This is a genomic window from Massilia arenae (genome assembly GCF_008014745.1).
GTDB lineage: Bacteria > Pseudomonadota > Gammaproteobacteria > Burkholderiales > Burkholderiaceae_D > Telluria > Telluria arenae.
In genome coordinates this window covers 1-18,231 of record NZ_VPFD01000046.1, presented here as the reverse complement: position 1 = coordinate 18,231, position 18,231 = coordinate 1, and the positions used below count along the sequence as shown (strand labels likewise).

22 protein-coding genes are annotated in these 18,231 nt (G+C 63.5%); 6 read left to right on the top strand and 16 right to left on the bottom strand.

Annotated features, from left to right (window positions below):
- Positions 1–14: 14 nt before the first annotated feature.
- From ruvA to tyrS, 9 genes are all read right to left on the bottom strand, one after another.
- Positions 15–593, bottom strand: coding sequence for a Holliday junction branch migration protein RuvA (gene ruvA / locus FVD38_RS25500; RefSeq protein WP_147937357.1), 579 nt, complete (start codon positions 591–593; stop codon positions 15–17).
- A gap of 18 nt (positions 594–611) precedes the next feature.
- A complete protein-coding gene (gene ruvC / locus FVD38_RS25495; protein WP_147937356.1) occupies positions 612–1,151 on the bottom strand; it encodes a crossover junction endodeoxyribonuclease RuvC in 540 nt (179 codons plus the stop codon).
- 118 nt (positions 1,152–1,269) lie between these two features.
- Positions 1,270–2,856: a bifunctional phosphoribosylaminoimidazolecarboxamide formyltransferase/IMP cyclohydrolase gene (purH, locus tag FVD38_RS25490; protein WP_147937355.1), complete on the bottom strand. Its 1,587-nt coding sequence runs from the start codon at positions 2,854–2,856 to the stop codon at positions 1,270–1,272.
- 95 nt (positions 2,857–2,951) lie between these two features.
- Positions 2,952–3,185, bottom strand: a complete 234-nt coding sequence (locus FVD38_RS25485; protein ID WP_005667930.1) for a helix-turn-helix domain-containing protein — start codon at positions 3,183–3,185, stop codon at positions 2,952–2,954.
- Between the two features lie 94 nt (positions 3,186–3,279).
- Positions 3,280–4,305, bottom strand: coding sequence for a tRNA dihydrouridine synthase DusB (gene dusB, locus FVD38_RS25480; protein WP_147937354.1), 1,026 nt, complete (start codon positions 4,303–4,305; stop codon positions 3,280–3,282).
- 149 nt (positions 4,306–4,454) lie between these two features.
- Positions 4,455–5,135: a histidine phosphatase family protein gene (locus FVD38_RS25475; protein WP_147937353.1), complete on the bottom strand. Its 681-nt coding sequence runs from the start codon at positions 5,133–5,135 to the stop codon at positions 4,455–4,457.
- A gap of 49 nt (positions 5,136–5,184) precedes the next feature.
- Complete coding sequence (locus FVD38_RS25470) at positions 5,185–5,850, bottom strand: YbhB/YbcL family Raf kinase inhibitor-like protein (RefSeq protein ID WP_147937352.1); 666 nt, start codon at positions 5,848–5,850, stop codon at positions 5,185–5,187.
- A 59-nt stretch (positions 5,851–5,909) separates the two neighbouring features.
- A complete protein-coding gene (gene dtd / locus FVD38_RS25465) occupies positions 5,910–6,368 on the bottom strand; it encodes a D-aminoacyl-tRNA deacylase (protein ID WP_147937351.1) in 459 nt (152 codons plus the stop codon).
- The gene (tyrS, locus tag FVD38_RS25460; protein WP_147937350.1) at positions 6,365–7,627 is read right to left on the bottom strand and encodes a tyrosine--tRNA ligase; all 1,263 of its coding nucleotides are present in this window, start codon (positions 7,625–7,627) and stop codon (positions 6,365–6,367) included. The genes dtd and tyrS overlap by 4 nt, the downstream gene beginning before the upstream one ends.
- Before the next feature lie 148 nt (positions 7,628–7,775).
- On the opposite strand from tyrS, the gene FVD38_RS25455 reads away from it, so the two are divergent.
- Positions 7,776–9,140 (top strand): M23 family metallopeptidase, encoded by a 1,365-nt coding sequence (locus FVD38_RS25455; protein WP_123069991.1) that lies wholly within the window; start codon positions 7,776–7,778, stop codon positions 9,138–9,140.
- Between the two features lie 88 nt (positions 9,141–9,228).
- The gene (locus FVD38_RS25450; protein ID WP_147937349.1) at positions 9,229–10,326 is read left to right on the top strand and encodes an anhydro-N-acetylmuramic acid kinase; all 1,098 of its coding nucleotides are present in this window, start codon (positions 9,229–9,231) and stop codon (positions 10,324–10,326) included.
- A 3-nt stretch (positions 10,327–10,329) separates the two neighbouring features.
- Here FVD38_RS25450 and FVD38_RS25445 read toward each other — a convergent pair whose 3' ends face one another.
- The 7 genes from FVD38_RS25445 to rplM form a co-directional block, all read right to left on the bottom strand.
- The gene (locus tag FVD38_RS25445; protein WP_147937348.1) at positions 10,330–10,596 is read right to left on the bottom strand and encodes a hypothetical protein; all 267 of its coding nucleotides are present in this window, start codon (positions 10,594–10,596) and stop codon (positions 10,330–10,332) included.
- Between the two features lie 35 nt (positions 10,597–10,631).
- Complete coding sequence (locus tag FVD38_RS25440) at positions 10,632–10,859, bottom strand: hypothetical protein (RefSeq protein WP_147937347.1); 228 nt, start codon at positions 10,857–10,859, stop codon at positions 10,632–10,634.
- Between the two features lie 127 nt (positions 10,860–10,986).
- Positions 10,987–11,355: an iron-sulfur cluster insertion protein ErpA gene (erpA, locus tag FVD38_RS25435; RefSeq protein ID WP_109345080.1), complete on the bottom strand. Its 369-nt coding sequence runs from the start codon at positions 11,353–11,355 to the stop codon at positions 10,987–10,989.
- A 53-nt stretch (positions 11,356–11,408) separates the two neighbouring features.
- Positions 11,409–11,810: a bactofilin family protein gene (locus FVD38_RS25430; protein WP_005667909.1), complete on the bottom strand. Its 402-nt coding sequence runs from the start codon at positions 11,808–11,810 to the stop codon at positions 11,409–11,411.
- Positions 11,811–11,922: 112 nt separating this feature from the next.
- Positions 11,923–12,960: an N-acetyl-gamma-glutamyl-phosphate reductase gene (gene argC / locus FVD38_RS25425; protein WP_147937346.1), complete on the bottom strand. Its 1,038-nt coding sequence runs from the start codon at positions 12,958–12,960 to the stop codon at positions 11,923–11,925.
- 163 nt (positions 12,961–13,123) lie between these two features.
- Positions 13,124–13,516, bottom strand: coding sequence for a 30S ribosomal protein S9 (rpsI, locus tag FVD38_RS25420; RefSeq protein ID WP_123069985.1), 393 nt, complete (start codon positions 13,514–13,516; stop codon positions 13,124–13,126).
- A gap of 9 nt (positions 13,517–13,525) precedes the next feature.
- Positions 13,526–13,954, bottom strand: a complete 429-nt coding sequence (gene rplM / locus FVD38_RS25415; protein WP_123069984.1) for a 50S ribosomal protein L13 — start codon at positions 13,952–13,954, stop codon at positions 13,526–13,528.
- 272 nt (positions 13,955–14,226) lie between these two features.
- On the opposite strand from rplM, the gene FVD38_RS25410 reads away from it, so the two are divergent.
- From FVD38_RS25410 to FVD38_RS25395, 4 genes are all read left to right on the top strand, one after another.
- Complete coding sequence (locus FVD38_RS25410) at positions 14,227–15,672, top strand: alpha/beta fold hydrolase (RefSeq protein ID WP_147937345.1); 1,446 nt, start codon at positions 14,227–14,229, stop codon at positions 15,670–15,672.
- A 14-nt stretch (positions 15,673–15,686) separates the two neighbouring features.
- Complete coding sequence (locus FVD38_RS25405) at positions 15,687–16,418, top strand: ABC transporter ATP-binding protein (protein ID WP_147937344.1); 732 nt, start codon at positions 15,687–15,689, stop codon at positions 16,416–16,418.
- Positions 16,415–17,599 (top strand): ABC transporter permease, encoded by a 1,185-nt coding sequence (locus FVD38_RS25400; RefSeq protein ID WP_147937343.1) that lies wholly within the window; start codon positions 16,415–16,417, stop codon positions 17,597–17,599. The genes FVD38_RS25405 and FVD38_RS25400 overlap by 4 nt, the downstream gene beginning before the upstream one ends.
- An 88-nt stretch (positions 17,600–17,687) precedes the next feature.
- Complete coding sequence (locus tag FVD38_RS25395; RefSeq protein WP_147937342.1) at positions 17,688–18,110, top strand: OsmC family protein; 423 nt, start codon at positions 17,688–17,690, stop codon at positions 18,108–18,110.
- Positions 18,111–18,231 lie beyond the last annotated feature (121 nt).

Below are 18,231 nucleotides of genomic sequence, written 5' to 3'. Positions count from 1 at the left end.
GACGTGTCTCTACATTAGCCTTTGGACAGCGCCTTCAGCGCGAACTTGATGCCGTCCGAGACGCTCGAGCCGGCCGGCATGTTCTTGATCGCGAGCAGCGCTTCCTTATCAGAATACCCCAGCGCGGCCAGCGCGTTGAGCACGTCCACCTGCGCGTCGTCACGGGCCGCACCCGCGACCATGCCGATGTCGGCGCCGAGCTTGCCTTTCAGTTCGAGCAGCAGGCGTTCGGCCGTCTTCTTGCCGATGCCCGGCACCTTCACCAGGCGGCCGGTTTCCTGCAGGGTGACGGCCTGCGACAGCTCGGCCACCGTCATGCCGGACAGGATCGCCAGCGCCATGCGCGCGCCGATGCCGGTGATCTTGATCAGCTGGCGAAACAGCGCGCGCTCGGAAGCCGCGCCGAAACCGAACAGCAGGTGCGCGTCCTCCCGCACCACCAGGTGGGTGAACAGCACGACTTTTTCGCCGGTATGCGGCAAGTTATAAAAGGTGCTCATCGGCACGTCGACTTCGTAGCCGACGCCATTGCAATCGACCAGCACGTGCGGCGGCGCTTTTTCGAGCAGGGTTCCAGAGAGGCGACCGATCATCGGTTTTCCTTAGCTATTTTATGAAACGAGGCGGCTGTTCTTCATGCGCAGCACCTGACCGGCGGGGGACAAGCCATTCAGCAGCAACAAGGTATCGATGCTGTGGGCGTGGCAGATGGCGACGCCCAGGGCGTCGGCAGCATCGGTGCCCGGCAGGCCCGGCAGCTTGAGCAGGCGCGCGACCATGTCCTGCACCTGTGGCTTGGCCGCCTTGCCGGTGCCGACCACGGCCTGCTTGACTTGCACCGCCGTGTATTCGGCCACGTCGAGGTCGGCGCTGACCAGGGCCGTGATCGCCGCGCCGCGGGCCTGGCCCAGCAGCAGCGTCGACTGCGGATTGACGTTGACGAAGACTTTTTCGATGGCGGAACAGGCGGGCTGGTAGGTGGCGATGATTTCGCTCACGCCGTGCAGGATGACCTTGAGCCGCGGCGGCAAAGCGCCCTCCAGCCCGGTCTTGATGGTGCCCGAAGCGATGTAGCGCAGCTTGGCGCCGTGTTTTTCAATGACGCCGAACCCCGTCGTGCGCAGGCCCGGGTCGATGCCGAGAATAATCATGATGGAATGTTACCCCGGCTGGGGGTGTTCGTGGGAAAAATACTGTGCAAAAACACAGTTCACCACGGTTGGATCGCATCGGGCCGGCAAATTCCACCGGCCCGATGGTGTCACCGGATCAGTGACGGAAGTGGCGGGTGCCCGTGTACAGCATCACCACGCCGCGCTCGTCGGCGGCATCTATCACTTCCTGGTCGCGCATCGAGCCGCCGGGGTGGATGACGCAGGTCGCGCCCGCATCGACCACCACATCCAGGCCATCGCGGAACGGGAAGAAGGCGTCCGACGCCACGGCCGAACCGGCAAGCGACAGGCCGGCGTTCTGGGCCTTGATCGAGGCGATGCGGGCCGAATCGATGCGGCTCATCTGGCCGGCGCCGACGCCTAGGGTCATGCCGTTGGCGCAGAACACGATCGCGTTCGATTTCACGAACTTGGCCACACGCCAGGCGAACATCATGTCTTGCAGTTGCTGCGGGGTCGGCTGCTTCTTGGTGACCACGCGCAGGTCGCCCAGGCCCACGTTCTTGGCATCCGGCGACTGCACCAGCAGGCCGCCGCCGACGCGCTTGACGTCATACGCGTTCTGGCCGGCGCCGAGGGCGATTTCCAGCAGGCGCACGTTCTGCTTGGCCGCCATGATCTGGCGCGCTTCCGCGGTGAACGATGGCGCGATCAGCACTTCGACGAACAGCTTCGACAGTGCCTCGGCCGCCTTGCCGTCGACTTCGACGTTGAAGGCGATGATGCCGCCGAAAGCCGAGGTCGGGTCGGTCTGCAGCGCGCGCGAATAGGCGTCCAGCGCATCGGCGCCGATCGCCACGCCGCACGGGTTGGCGTGCTTGACGATCACGCAGCCGGCCGGCTGTTGCATGCCGCCCAGCGACTTGACGCATTCCCAGGCCGCATCGGCATCGGCGATATTGTTGTACGACAGTTCCTTGCCCTGCAGCTGGGTGTAGTTGGCCAGCGCGCCGTCGATGGTGATCAGGTCGCGGTAGAAGGCCGCGCCCTGGTGCGGGTTCTCGCCGTAGCGCATGTCCTGGACTTTTTCGAAGCCCATGTTCAGGGTCTGCGGGAAGCTCGAGCGGGTCGCGTGCGCGCGGTCTTCGCCCAGGCTGGTCAGGTAGTTGGTGATCGCGCCGTCGTATTGCGCGGTGTGCGCGAACACTTTCTTGGCCAGGCGGAATTTGGTTTCATAGCTGACCGGGCCGGTGGCTTCGCCCTGGCCTTTCATTTCGGCCAGCACCACGCCGTAGTCGGCCGGGTCGACGATCACGACCACGTCGCGGTGGTTCTTGGCCGCCGAACGCAGCATGGTCGGGCCGCCGATGTCGATGTTCTCGATCGCATCTTCCAGCGAGCATTCCTGCTTAGCGACGGTCTGCTGGAACGGATACAGGTTGACCACGACCATGTCGATCTGCGGAATATTGTGCTCTTCCAGCTTGGCCACGTGCTCGGGGAAGTCACGGCGCGCCAGGATGCCGCCGTGCACTTTTGGGTGCAGGGTCTTGACGCGGCCATCCAGCATTTCCGGGAAACCGGTGTAGTCGGCGACTTCGGTCACTGGCACGCCATTATCCTGCAGCAGCTTGGCGGTGCCGCCGGTGGACAGGATATTGACGCCGAGCGCCGAGAGCGCACGTGCGAAATCGAGCACGCCGGTCTTGTCGGATACGGAAATGAGAGCTTGTTTGATCATGGTGTGGCCTATGGTTGAGAATTCCTGGCGGCGGGCAGGCGGATCGGGGATCCGGCCGTGGCCGCGCGCTAGGTGCGCGGCCACGTGGGTCACGCTTAGAGCAGCCCGTGCTCCTGCAGTTTCTTGCGCAAAGTGTTCCGGTTGATGCCCAGCATCTGCGCGGCGTGCGACTGGTTGCCGTCGGCGCGCGACATGACCACTTCGAGGACGGGCTTTTCGACGGTCAACACCATCATGTCGTAGATGTTGGTCGGCTTTTGTTCGCCCAGATCGTTGAAATAGTCTTCGAGACTCTTCTGGACGACTTCCTGGATACTTTCTTTGCTCATGTCTTCTGCTGCTTCATCCTGGTTTAATGATTGCTGCGCTCACGCACAGCGCGTCCCCGTGTTCTTCTTGTGGTGTGGTGCTTATTCCTGGTGCTTATGCCGCGATCGCGTCGACATCCGGATGCGAGGGGCGGTATTGTAACCGCTCGCCATGCCTGTGCTGCGATTTGAAAAAGTCGTCGACCGCCGCCAGTTGCTCGGCCGTCGATTCCAGCAGGTTCATGCGCTGCCGGAATTCCTCGCCGCCCGGCAGGTCTTGTACATACCAGCCGATGTGCTTGCGCGCGGTGCGCACGCCGACGTATTCGCCATAGAAGGCGTAATGGGCCGGCAAGTGCTCGTTCATCAATTCGCGCACCTCGTCCACCAGCGGCGCCGGCAGATGCTCGCCGGTGCGCAGGTAGTGGTCGATCTCGCGGCAGATCCAGGGACGGCCCTGGGCCGCGCGGCCGATCATCACTGCATCGGCGCCGGTGTAGTCGAGCACGAACTTCGCCTTCTCGGGCGTCGTGATGTCGCCATTGGCCACCAGCGGGATGCTCACCGCCTGTTTCACGGCGCGGATGGTGTCGTATTCGGCCTCGCCCTTGTAGCCGTCGGCACGGGTGCGGCCGTGCAGGGTCAGCATCTGGATGCCGGCCTGCTCGGCCAGGCGCGCGATGCGCAGCGCGTTCCTGTTTTCGCGATCCCAGCCGGTGCGGAACTTCAGGGTGACCGGCACGTCGACCGCCTCGACCACGGCGTGCAAGATGCGCTCGACCAGGTCTTCGTGCTGCAACAGGGCCGAACCGCACCAGCTATTGCACACCTTCTTGACCGGGCAACCCATATTGATGTCGATAATCTGGGCGCCGCGTTCGACGTTGAACTTCGCGCAATCGGCGAGGTCTTTAGGATCGGCGCCGGCGATCTGCACCGCCTTCGGCTCCATCTCGCCCGCGTGATCGATCCGGCGCGACGTCTTCTCGCTGGCCCACAGGCGCGGGTTCGACGCCGCCATTTCGGACACCGCATAGCCCGCGCCGAGCTGCTTGCACAGTTGCCGGAACGGACGGTCCGTCACTCCAGCCATGGGGGCGACAAAGACGTTATTACGCAGGTGATATGGACCGATTTGCACAGCAGAAAAACTCAGAAGTTTCTTGGGAACCTGCTATTTTACCCCAAGCGCTGCTCAAATTATCAGCAAAATTAATGTGATTGTTGCGCGTGCGATATTGGCAGGCCGCTGAAACAGGCGTTGTCGCGCCTGTTTTACTCACATGGCGCTCACGGCAAGTCGTCCAGCGCCACCTGGCGCAGGTGATCGATTTCACCCCAGCTGACCAGCTTCAACACGCCCTGCTCGACCACGAAACGGTTGATGCTGGCATTGTGCACCTTGAAGTCGCGCGGCGTTTCCAGCGGCAGGCCGAGCGCAGCCCGGTAGGCGCACTCGAGTACACCGCCGTGCGCCACCAGCGCCAGGGTCTGGCCGGGATGGCGCGCCGCATGGCCCAGGATCGCCCCCGTGGCCCGCTCGAAGAAACTACGGAAGGTCTCGCCCTGGTTCTTACCTGGCGGCAGGACCGCATCGACATTACGCGCCTGCCAGGCGGCGAACTCGAGCGGGAAGCGGGCCGCGATCTCGCTGTACAGCAAGCCTTCGAAGCCGCCATAGCAGCGTTCGCGCAATTGGGGATCGCATTGGACACGGCCGGCATCGGGCGCGCCACGGGCGAGATGGATCGCCTCGGCCGTCTGTCGGGCGCGCGCCAGGTCGCTGGAAATGACCAGGTCGATCTGTTCGCCAGCCAGCGCCGCGCCGAGCGCCGCGGCCTGGCGCTCGCCTTCGGCATTGAGTGCGATATCGAGATGGCCCTGCAGCCGGCGCTCGGCATTCCAGGCGGTTTCGCCGTGGCGGATCAGGAGGATCGTGGTCGTTCCCGCAGGCGCGTCGTTCAATGTCATGAGGTCCTTGCACCCGAACCTCGGGGCAGTGAAAAAATCAGATGCTTGATTATTTTGCCAGGTCGGCCACGACCTGGGGATTGAGCGAATACGTGCCGAAAATGCGCGCCTCGTCGAGGATATGTCCCTGGATTGCCAGGCGCGCCTCGGAGCCGGTGAAGCGCGCCTCCAGCGGCAGGCGCGGAATGTCGAGCGCATACAGCGTAAACACATAGTGATGCACGCGCTCGTCGTTCCACGGCGGGCACGGGCCGTCATAGCCGTAGAACTCGCCCGCCATATCGGGATCGCCCGCGAACCAGCCGGTATAGTCGTTGACGCCGTGGCGCATCTCGTGTTCGGTGCCGTTCTTGATGGTGAAGGCGACTTCGGGACCGGGCTTGCCATGCGGCGTGACCATGTCTGAAAACATGCCTTCGGCCAGCGACTTGAGGCAGACCGGGATGTCGGCCAGCGTCCAGTGGAAGAAATCGACGCGTGGCAAGGTGGCCGGTACGGTGCGGCCTTCCTTGTTGACGTCGCCGCCTTCGGACGGCACGTCGGGATCGTGGCAGATCAGCACCAGCGACTGCGTGCCGGCCGGCACGTCGTCCCAGGCGATATGGGGATTGCGGTTGCTCGACAGCTTGACGTGGGTAGCAGGATCGCTGACCGCGAACGCGCAGGCGGCGGGAATGTCGGCCCCGTCGGTGAATGAGTCGCTCCAGATTCGCATGTGACCTCCGTGGCTACTAACCTGGCTACTCAATTGGACCTTGGCGCCAGGCGCGGGTTTCAGCGCGCCGCCCCGACGGGATCAATACGCAGCCAGAATGTGACCGGGCCATCGTTGATGAGCGACACTTTCATGTCAGCACCAAATACGCCGGTCTCGACAATGCCATGCCGTTCCCGCGTCTGGCGCACGACATGCTCGAACAGGCGCCGTCCGTCTTCCGGCGCAGCGGCCGGCGAGAACGAGGGGCGCGTGCCCGATTTCGTGTCCGCCGCCAGGGTGAACTGTGGCACCAGCAGCAGGCCGCCCTTGACGTCAGTCACGCTGCGGTTCATCTTGCCGGCCTCGTCGGAAAACACGCGGTAGCCCAGCAGCTTGGTCAGCAGCAGGTCGGCCTCGCGTTCGGTGTCGCCTTTTTCGGCGCACACCAGCACCATCAGGCCGGGGCCGATGGCGCCGACGGTCTGGCCGTCGACGCGCACCGCCGCTTCGCTCACGCGTTGCAGCAGGCCAATCATGCTGCCAGGGTCACGCGGGCGAACTTGCGCTTGCCGACTTGCACCACGACGGTGCCGGCGGCCACTTGCAGGCCCTTGTCGCTGACCACGGCGCCGTCGATGCGCACGCCGCCCTGGTCGACCATGCGCATGGCTTCCGAGGTCGAGGCGCACAGGCCGGCGGCCTTCAGCAGTTGCGGCAGGCCCAGCGGCGCGCCGGACAGCGACACTTCAGGCACGTCGTCCGGAATGCCGCCCTTGGAGCGGTTGACGAAGTCGGCCAGCGCGTCGTCAGCCGCCGCGGCCGAGTGGAAGCGCGTGACGATCTCTTTACCCAGCGCCACTTTCGCATCGCGCGGGTTGGCGCCGCCGTCGATCGTCGCTTTCAATTGGGCGATATCGTCGAGCGAGCGGAACGACAGCAGGTTGAAATACTTCCACATCATCTCGTCCGAGATGCTCATCAGCTTGCCGAACATGCTGTTCGGGGCTTCGGTGATACCAATATAGTTGTTCTTGGACTTGGACATCTTGTCGACGCCGTCCAGGCCTTCCAGCAGCGGCATGGTCAGGATGCATTGCGGCTCCTGGCCGTAGTCCTTCTGCAGCTCGCGGCCGACCAGCAAGTTGAATTTCTGGTCCGTTCCACCCAGCTCAAGGTCTGACTGCAAAGCGACCGAATCGTAGCCTTGCATGAGCGGATACAGGAACTCATGCACAGCGATCGGAGTCCCACTCTTGTAGCGCTTGGTAAAGTCGTCGCGCTCCATCATGCGGGCCACGGTGTAGCGCGAGGCGAGTTGGATCATGCCGCGCGCGCCCAATGGGTCGCACCATTCGGAGTTGTAGCGGATTTCCGTGCGGCTGGCGTCCAGCACCAGCGACGCCTGGCGGAAATACGTCATCGCGTTTTCCTCGACCTGCTCGCGGGTCAGCGGCGGACGGGTGGCGTTGCGGCCCGACGGGTCGCCAATCATGGAAGTGAAATCGCCGATCAAAAAGATCACCTGGTGGCCCAGGTCTTGCAATTGACGCAACTTGTTCAGCACCACCGTATGGCCGAGGTGCAAGTCCGGCGCCGTTGGATCCAGGCCCAGCTTGATGCGCAGCGGCTTGCCGGTTTGTTCGGAGCGCGCCAGTTTTTGGGCGAAGTCGCTTTCGATCAGGAGTTCGTCGACGCCACGTTTGGCAATGGCAAGAGACTCAAGAACCTTGTCGGTCAGTGGCAAAGGTTTAATGGAAGTTGCCGCACTACCATTAAAGGCTGCGTTAGAGGTCATAAATTCGTGTAGGAAATTGGCTAAAACGGTTGTAGGACCATATCTTTTGGTATAATTCACGATCCTGTTTTAGTTTCCCATAGAAAACTTTTTCGGAAACGTCAGAACATGGTCCTTGAAAGTTCAGCCGCAAATTTTAACTGATTGCATGAACCCTATACAGAAAATCACTGGTAAAAGCCTGCTAGCGCTGCTGCCGAAGACCCGCAAAGCCCGCGTCCTGAGCGCCGGCGCCGTCTTCCTGAGCGTGTGCGCCTTTGGCGCCGTAGGCGTTGCACCGATCGCTCCCGATCCCTCCGACCTGCCCGTCACCTCTGTTGCGCAAGACCTGGAACTGCCGAACCTGGCCGACCAGATCGCCGCGCTCCAGCAAGACGAGCAGCAATTCATCCACGAAGAACGCATCCGCCGCGGCGATTCGCTCGGCTCGCTCTTCACCCGCCTCGGCATCGAAGACGCGCAAGCGCAAAAGTTCGTTCGTTCGGACAAACTCGCCAAGCGCCTGCTGTCGCTCCAGACCGGCAAGCGCATCCAGGCCGAGACCGACGAAAACGGCCTGCTGCTGTCGATGCGCGCCACCGTCACCGACGGCAAGAGCGGCGAAGCACGCACGATCAGCGTCGAACGCAAGGGCGAGGAATTCGTCGCCCTCGAGGCGCCCGCCAAGCTCGAGCGCCGCGTCGAAATGCGCTCGCGCGAGATCGCCAGCTCGCTGTACGCGGCCACCGACGCCAATGTCGACGGCGGCAGCATCCCGGATTCGGTCGTTGGCCAGATCATCGAGATGTTCTCGACCAATATCGACTTCCGCAGCGACGTCAAGCGCGGTGACCGTTTCAATGTCGTGTACGAAACCTTCTGGCTCGACGGCGAACTGATCAAGACCGGCCGTATCCTGGCTGGCGAATTCGTCAACCGCGGCACCAGCTACCAGTCGGTCTGGTACGAAGATCCGGTCTCCAAGCAGGGTGGTTACTACTCGCTGGACGGCAAGTCGCTCAAGAAAGCCTTCCTCAAGTCGCCACTGCAGTACTCGCGCGTCTCGTCGGGTTTCTCGATGCGCGTGCACCCGATCTCGGGCAAGTTCAAGGCGCATAAAGGCGTCGACTTCGCCGCCGCCACCGGCACCCCGATCCGCGCCGTGGCCGATGCCACCGTCGACTTCGCGGGCAACGGCAATGGCTACGGCAATATGGTCGTCCTGAAACACTGGTCGAGCTACAGCACCGCCTACGCCCACATGAGCCGTATCGCACCGGGCATGCGCAAGGGCAGCAAGATCAGCCAGGGCCAGGTGATCGGCTACGTCGGCTCGACCGGCTGGTCGACCGGCCCGCACCTGCACTATGAATTCCGCGTTGCAGGCGTGGCCAAGGATCCGAACAAGTTCAAGTCGCTGGCCCAGCAACCGCTGAACCAGGCCGAACTGGCACGCTTCCGCATGGCGGCCGCCGAGATGAACCACCGCTTCTCGCTGATGGCGCCAAGCGGCTCGTCGATGGCAGCCCGCTAAGACATACCGCACCATATAAAACGCCCTCCGCTGCATCGCGATGCTGGAGGGCGTTTTGTTTTGTACGCCAACAAAAACTTATAACACCATGACCGCGACACATTCCCTTTTCATTGGCCTGATGTCCGGCACCAGCCTCGACGGCGTCGATGGCGTGCTGGCTGATTTCTCCAACGGCGCCATCCAGACCCTGTCGGCTGCCTTCACGCCCTTTCCGTCCGAATTGCGCGAAGAACTGATGGCGCTGCAGGCCGCCAGCCCCAACGAACTCGGGCGCGAAGCGCTGGCCGCCAACGCATTGGCCCTGGTCTACGCCGACTGCGTGCGCTCACTGCTGCCATCCTGCCCGGCGCCGGTGACCGCGGTGGCCGTTCACGGCCAGACCATCCGCCACCGCCCGGAACTGGGTTTTACGCGCCAGACCAATAACCCGGCCTTGCTCGCCGAGCTGACCGGCATCGACGTGATCGCCGACTTCCGCAGCCGCGACATCGCCGCCGGCGGCCAGGGCGCGCCGCTGGTGCCGGCCTTCCATGAGGCAGCTTTCGGCAAGCCGGGCACCGCGCGCGTGGTCGTCAACATCGGCGGCATCGGCAATATCAGCGTGCTGCACGGCGACGGTCGCGTGACCGGTTTCGATACCGGCCCAGGCAATGTCTTGCTCGATCTGTGGATCGCGCGCCACCAGGGCTGCACCTATGACGAGGATGGCGTCTGGGGCGCCAGCGGCACGGTCCAGCAGCCGCTGCTGGACGCCCTGCTCGACGAACCGTATTTCCGCCAGCCGGCGCCCAAGAGCACGGGACGCGACCTGTTCCACGCGCCATGGCTCGATGCCAAGCTCGCGTCCTTCAGCGACCTCGCCCCGGCCGATGTGCAAGCGACCCTGGTGCAACTGACGGCAGTCACGATCGCGCGCGCGATCGGCGACGAGGGCGTGACGCCGGACGCGGTCTATGTTTGCGGCGGCGGCGCCTACAACGGCGCCCTGCTGCGCGCCATCGGCGCCGAACTCGGCGGTGTGAAAGTGGCCTCGACCGCGGAACTGGGCGTGGCGCCGAACCGGGTCGAGGCGCTGGCCTTCGCCTGGCTGGGCTGGCGTTTCGCCAACCGCGAAGCGGGCAATCTACCGGCGGTCACGGGCGCGCGCGGCCCGCGCATCCTGGGGGCGTTGTACCCGGCCTGAAGTTCAGGCAGCCAGGCCTTTTTGCAGCAACTGCGCCACCAGTTCGTTCAGGTCGACGCCTTGTTCCTTGCTCTGCGCCTGCAACTGCTTGACCAGGTCGCCATTGAGCTTGACTGCGAACGGCACCAGGCCCAGCGCGCGGTGGCGTTCGCGTTGTTCGCGGCGATCCGCCGCAGGCGCATCCCCCGCCTTGCCGATGACGGCGCCCTTGGGGCCCATCTTGTTCATCAGCTTCTTTGCATCGTATTTCGCGAGGTTGGTCTTGTCCATTACTTACCTTGTTGTTGGATTGATAGTTTGGAGCGTCAGTCGAGACGCTTGAGCCGCTGGCCGAGGATGGCCCACTGGCACGGCACGCCATCGACCGTGCCGCACAGCACCCAACCGGTGCCGATTTTTTCCACCGTGACCTCGCTCTCGATCTCCCGGGCCAACTTCTCGGCCCAGCCTTTGGCGGCGCCCTGTCCCTTGAACAGTTCCTTGCCCTCGTAGATGACGGTGGCGTCGAATACGGGCATGGCGAATACGGTCATTGCTACCTCTGTCTTAAAAAAGCGTCATGCTACCACCGTGGGCCGACAGCACACACGGTAAATACAAACGGCCCGCACAAGCGGGCCGTCGATGATCCAGACCGTGGCCTGGATGAGCGAGCAACGATTACGCCGAGAACGACGAACCGCAGCCGCAGGTCGAGGTGGCGTTCGGGTTCTTGATCACGAACTGGGCGCCTTCGAGGTCGTCCTTGTAGTCGATCTCGGCGCCGACCAGGTACTGGTAGCTCATCGAGTCGATCAGCAGCTGGACGCCTGCCTTTTCCATCGTCGTATCGTCTTCATTGACGATCTCGTCGAAGGTGAAACCATATTGGAAGCCCGAGCAGCCACCGCCCTGCACGAAGACGCGCAGTTTCAGGTCGGGGTTGCCTTCTTCTTCGATCAGCTGAGCAACTTTCTGAGCCGCGCTGTCGGTGAAGTTGATTGGTACGGGAATCGTGTCGAAATCTACTACTTCGGCGACTGCGGTCATGGGAAAGCTCCTGAATAAATCAAACACCGTCCATTATAGACGGTTGGCGGAAGTCATGCTGCCGAGCCTTCCACAGCGTCGGCTAGATGAAACACCGGCTCGCTGGCGGGTTGGTGCGTTAATTTACCTGTTACCAACGCCCCGCCATGCATCTCGAGCAAACGGTAATGTACATCCCCATTAATGCGGCCTTTCGGCTGTAATTCAAGGAGTTCCGACGAATAAACAGCCCCGGCAATGTAGCCATTGACCACCAGGCTGGCGCAGCGCACCTCGCCCTCGATGCGCGCATGCTCCGACACGATCAGCATGCTGTCGGCGCCATCCACCGCCACCACATTGCCGTGGACTTCACCGTCGATACGCAGCCCGCCGGTGAAACACAGGTCACCCTCGATGCGGGCCGAGATACCGACCAGGCTGTCTATCTCGCTTTTCACTTGTCGACCGAACATGACGCACCTCTGAGGAGAATTGACCGTTGGATTGAACGTGTCCAACAGTCAATTTACCCGGCTCAAAGGTCGTCGCTTTGATCTGCGTCGGGTCGCGCAACGCGCGTAGCAGTTATGGCAACAAGGCGATCTGCTGCAGGCCCTTCGATTCCTCCAGGCCGAACATCAGGTTCATGCACTGCACGGCCTGGCCCGAGGCGCCCTTGACCAGATTGTCCTGCACTACCAGGATCACGACGGTGTCCGTGCCTTCCGGACGGTGCAGCGCCAGGCGCAGCATATTCGAGCCGCGGGTCGAGCGCGTCTCTGGATGCGAGCCGAACGGCATGACGTCGACGAATTCGCTGTCCTTGTATTGTTCTTCGAACAGCGCCTGCAGGGCAGCGTTGTCGATCTCCTGCGTCAGGCGCGCATACAGCGTTGCGTGCATGCCGCGGATCATCGGCACCAGGTGCGGGGTGAAGATCAGGCCGACCTTCTGGTCGGTGTAGCGCGCCAGCTGGGCCGAGGTTTCCGGCGTGTGGCGGTGGCCTTGCACGCCATAGGCCTTGAAGTTGTCGCTCGACTCCGAGAACAGCGTGCCGATCTCGGCCTTGCGGCCGGCGCCGGAGACGCCCGACTTGCAGTCGGCGATCAGGCTGCCGGCGTCGATCAGGCCGGCTTTCAGCAGCGGATAGTAGCCCAGCTGCATCGTGGTCGGGTAGCAGCCCGGGTTGGCGATCAGGCGCGCGCCCTTGATGGCGTCGCGGTTCAGCTCCGGCAGACCGTAGACGGCTTCATCCAGCAGCTCGGGCGCGGTGTGCTCGATCTTGTACCATTTTTCAAAGACGGCGCGGTCCTTGATGCGGAAGTCCGCCGCCAGGTCGACCACCTTGACGCCGGCCGCCAGCAGCTCGGGCGCCTGGGCCATCGCCACGCCGTGCGGGGTGGCGAAGAACACCACGTCGCACTGCTTCAGGTCGGCCTTGTCCGGGCTCGAGAAGGCGATGTCGACGCGACCGCGCAGCGAAGGAAACATATCGGCCACCGGCAGGCCGTCTTCCTTGCGCGAAGTGATCGCGGTCAGTTGCACATCCGGATGAACGGCCAACAGCCGCAGCAATTCCACGCCCGTGTATCCGGTTCCGCCGACGATGCCAACTTTAATCATGTCTTTTCCTTCAATAATGGTAAAAAGGCCCCTATTAGGACGAGGCTGCATTTTAACAGTCTGTTTAGCGGGGTGCTGTACCTATCCCTAAAGCAAAAAAGCCGCCCAACCTTGCGGCGGACGGCTTTTCTGAACCAGTGCCCGAAGGCACTGAGGAAGACGATTAACGCTTCGAGAATTGCTTTGCGCGACGTGCTTTGCGCAGACCAACTTTCTTACGCTCGACTTCACGGGCGTCACGGGTGACGAAGCCGGCACGTGCCAGGTCGCCCTTCAGTGCTGCGTCGTAGTCGATCAGAGCGCGGGTGATGCCGTGACGGACGGCGCCAGCCTGGCCCGACTCACCGCCGCCGTGCACGTTGACCTTGATGTCGAAACGTTCGACGTTGCCGGTCAGTTCCAGCGGCTGACGGATCACCATCAGGCCGGTTTCACGCGAGAAGTATTCCGATGCTGGCTTACCGTTCACGATGATCTGGCCGGTGCCAGCTTTGATGAACACGCGAGCGACTGCACTCTTGCGACGGCCGGTGCCGTAGTTGTAGTTACCGATCATGTCAGTTCCTTAGAGGGTCAGTGCTTGTGGTTGCTGAGCAGCGTGCGGGTGCGAACCTTCCGCGTACACTTTCAGCTTCTTGATCATGGCGTAGCCGAGTGGGCCCTTAGGCAGCATGCCCTTGACAGCTTTCTCGAGTGCGCGACCTGGGAAACGCTGTTGCATTTTCAGGAAGTTGGTTTCGTAGATACCGCCCGGGTAGCCCGAGTGACGGTAGTACGTTTTTGCGGTGGCCTTGGTGCCGGTCACGCGCAGTTTGCCGGCGTTGATCACGACGATGAAGTCGCCGGTGTCAACGTGCGGGGTGAACTCTGGCTTGTGCTTGCCGCGCAGTCGGAGTGCCACTTCGCTGGCAACACGTCCGAGGACCAGGTCCGTCGCGTCGATGACAAACCAGTCGCGCTGGACTTCATGGCCCTTAGCGGAAAAAGTTTTCATGTTTATTCCAAAAGAAAAAATTGCTCAAATGGTGGTTCCGCACAAATGCTTCAGCGGACTCGTCCTTATTGTCTTTCCTGAGCAAACGGAAAGCCGGCAATCATACTCCACCATCGCCATCGACGTCAATCCCGATCGATGTCGATCTCGCCGACGACGCAATCTTGCACAAAAGCACTTACCCACACCACATACCTTGATGCGCAGTTGAAACAATCGGTTGACCTGGGAAACAGCGCGAACTTATCATCGTTACAACCTGAGGAGATGTTGTGAAGAGATCCAAGATTCTGCCCGCCATCCTGGCCCTGCTGCTCACGGGCGCGGCCAGCGCCCAGAACACCGCCGCCTCGCCTGCGTCCTCGAAGACCGAACGCAGCTGCCACCTGCCCGGCGTGGTCGAAGCCCTGCGCTGCGTCACCGTCGATGTCCCGCTCGATTATGCCAAGCCGCAAGGCGCGCCACTGAAACTGCACGTGACCGTCGCCCCGGCCTACCGCCAGGGCACGCGCAGCGACCCGCTGTTCGTGCTGGCCGGCGGTCCCGGCCAGGCCGGCAGCGACGTGCTGCCCCTGCTCAAGCTCGCCTTCGACCGCGTGCGCGCAACCCGCGACATCGTCTTCATCGACCAGCGCGGCACCGGCCGCTCGGGCAAGCTCGATTGCGAAAGCAGGCCCGAACACGAGCGCATGACGGACGACGAGCTGATGGCCGAGCTGCGTACCTGCATCGCCAATAACAAGCAGCCGCTGGCCGCCTACACCACGGCCAACGCCGCGCGCGACCTGGAACAGGTGCGGCGCACGCTGGGCTACCGCCAGGTCAACCTGTGGGGCGGCTCCTACGGCACCCGCCTGGGCCAGGCCTACGCGCGCGCCTATCCGGACAGCGTGCGCAGCCTGGTGCTCGATGGCGTGGCCGCGCCCGACCAGGTGATCCCGGCCGGCGGCCGTGACGGCCAGGCCGCGCTCGACGGCCTGTTCGCCGCCTGCACCAAGGACGCTGCCTGCAACAAGGCGTATCCGAATCTGCGCGCCGAATTCGATGCGCTGGTGCAGAAGGTGGAGGCGGGTGACGTCCACCTGTCGCTGCCCAATCCGCGCACTGCCGAGCCGACCGAGTTCACCATGAGTTCGCAGCGCTTCCTCGGCACCGTGCACAACATCCTGTATGCGCCGGCCGATGCGCGCCGCCTGCCCTTCCTGATCCACAGCGCCAGCCGCGGACGCTGGGAGCCTTTCGTCGCGCGCCAGAACCTGGCCGGCGACTTCGGCAACGACGCCAGCATGTCGATGCTGCTGCACTTCGCCGTGGTGTGCGCCGAAGACGTGCCGCGCTTCACGCCCGAGCTGATGAAATCCGACGCCGCCGTGCTGGCGCGCCCGCTGGCCGAGATGATCCCGAAACTGTGCCAGGACATCAAGGTGCCCGCGGTGCCGTACGTAACACCTGCGCGCATCGCGGCGCCGACCCTGCTGCTGTCGGGCGCCCTCGATCCGGTCACGCCGCCGCACCGCGCCGCGACCGCCGCGAAGTCGATGGCGCACGCCCAGCACGTGGTGGTCGCCAACGCAGGCCACGGCGTGTCGCAGCTCGGCTGCGCGCCGCGTCTGCTGCGCGCCTTCCTCGACCGGCCGCAGGACAAGCTCGACGCCGCCTGCATGGCCGAGGTGCCGGCTCCCACCTTCCAGCTCGGCAGCGCCGGGCCGCAACCCTGAATGTCGGAAACTCCATGATCGAAGTCCACGATGTACGCAAGCAGTTCGGCGCCGTCCAGGCGCTGGGCGGCGTTTCCTTTACCGCGCGCGACGGCCAGATCACCGCGCTGCTGGGCCCCAACGGGGCCGGCAAGACCACCCTGCTGCGCACCCTGGTCGGGCTGCTCAAACGCGACCACGGCGCGATCTCGATCGGCGGCATCGATCCCGAGAAGGATCCGATGGCGGTGCGCCGCAATATCGGCTTCCTGACCGACCAGTTCGGGCTGTACGAGCGCCTCACCACGCGCGAATACCTGAACTACTTCGGCGAATTGAACGGCATGGACGGCGCCGCGCTGCGCACCCGCGTCGGCGAGGTGTCGGACCTGCTCGGGATGGACGACATCCTCGAGCGCCAGACCAAGGGCTTCTCGCAGGGCCAGCGCATCAAGGTGGCGCTGGCGCGCACCCTGCTGCACCGTCCGCGCCATCTGCTGCTCGATGAACCGAGCCGCGGCCTGGACGTGATGAGCACGCGCGCGCTGCGCACCGCGCTGAACGCCCTGCGCGAGGACGGCTGCTGCGTGATCATGGCCACCCACGTGATGCAGGAAGTGATCCACCTGTGCGAAGACGTGATCGTCATCGCCAAGGGCCATACCGTGGCCCAGGGTTCGCCACAAGAACTGTGCCGGCGCACCGGCATCGCCGACCTGGAAGACGCCTTCGTCAGCCTGGTGGGCACCGAGGAAGGTATCGCATGAAGTCCAAACTCAAGGTCGTATTCCTCAAGGAGCTGCGCGAGACGCTGCGCGACAGGCGCACCTTCGGCTTCCTGGTGCTGGCGGTGCTGTTCTATCCGGCGATCCTCGGTTTCACGCTGCACCAGCTGATCGACAAGAGCACCAGGACCGAACGCGAAGGCATTCACCTGACCGTGATCGGCGGCGCCAAGGCCCCGACCCTGATCGCCCAGCTGCGCGAACGCAGCGTGACGATCAACGACTCCGGCCCCATGACCGAGGAAGCGATCGGAGAACTCCTGCATGGCAAGAAGATCGCAGCCGTGCTGCGCCTGTCGGACGACTTCGTCGACAACTACCAGTCGATGCGTCCCGCACGCATCGAACTGTGGTTCGACTCGTCGGCCGAAAGCGGCCCGCAGCGGCGCGAGCTCGAAGAGATCCTGCAGGCCTACGGCAGCAATATCGCCAGCGCGCGCCTGCTGGCGCACGGCGTGTCGCCGGCCACCCTGGCGCCGATCCAGCTGCAACGCTACGACACCGGCACCAATGCCTCGCGCTCGGCCATGGTCATCGGCGGCATGATCGGCTTCCTGTTCTTCCCGGCCTTCCTCCTGAACATGTCGTCGGCAGTCGACAGCACCGCCGGCGAACGCGAACGGCGCTCGCTCGAAGTGCTCATGGCCCAGCCGGCGCATAGCTGGGAGCTGGTGGGCGGCAAGTGGCTCGCCTCCAGCGTGCTGGCTTTGCTGGGCGTCAGCGTGGTGCTGATGCTGGGCCATGCGATGCTCCGCTGGCTGCCGCTGGAAGAAATCGGCATGTCGTGGAACCTGGGCTGGGGCTCGCTGCTGCTGGTCTGCCTGGCGACGATGCCGCTGGCGCTGCTGTCGTCCGCCCTGTACATCGCCATGGCGATGAACGCCAAGACCTTCAAGGAAGCCCAGACCACGGTCAGCCTGGTGATGCTCGTGCCGCTGCTGCCGGGCTTCGTGATCTCGTTCATGGAACTCAAGACCGCGCAGTGGATGTACCTGGTGCCGATGCTGTCGAACCAGACCCTGATCAAGGAGCTGGCCAAGGGCGGCGATATCGGCTTCGCGCCGTTCGTGCTGACTTTCCTGTGTTCGCTGGTCCCGGCGCTGCTGGTGGTGGCGTTCGCGAGCTGGCGCATGAAGAGCGAGAAATACGTGCTGGGAGTTTGAGTCCAGGGATGGGCGGCCGCCTGCGCGCGGGCGGCGGCTGCCGTACAATCGATGTCCTTATCGACCCATCAGCAACACGGAGAATCGCATGGAAGTGAAAGTCAGCTGGAACGGCCCGTCGGGCATGAGTTTCCGGGCCGAGACCGGCAGCGGCCACATGGTGACCATGGACGGCGCGCCTGACGGCGGCGGCCATAACCTGGCGCCGCGCCCGATGGAGATGGTCCTGGTGGGCACCGGCGGCTGCAGCGCCTACGACGTGGTCCTGATCCTCAAGCGCAGCCGCGAGGACGTGCGCGGCTGCGACGTGACCCTGCAGGCCGAACGCGCCGACACCGATCCCAAGGTCTTCACCAGGATCAACTTCCACTTCACGGTGACCGGCCACGCGCTGAAACCGACGGCGGTGGAACGCGCGGTCAGGCTGTCGCATGAAAAATACTGCTCGGCGTCGATCATGCTGGCCAAGACAGCCGAGATCACGCACTCGTTCGAGATCGTCGAGGTCTGATAGGACTCGACGATCTCGTTGGCCCCAAGACCGTCGTTCCCGCGAAGGCGCTACGCTGAGCCTACATCTTCAACATTTATTTGGCGTATGCTGAATCATTGAAGTGTGGACTCAATGGAGG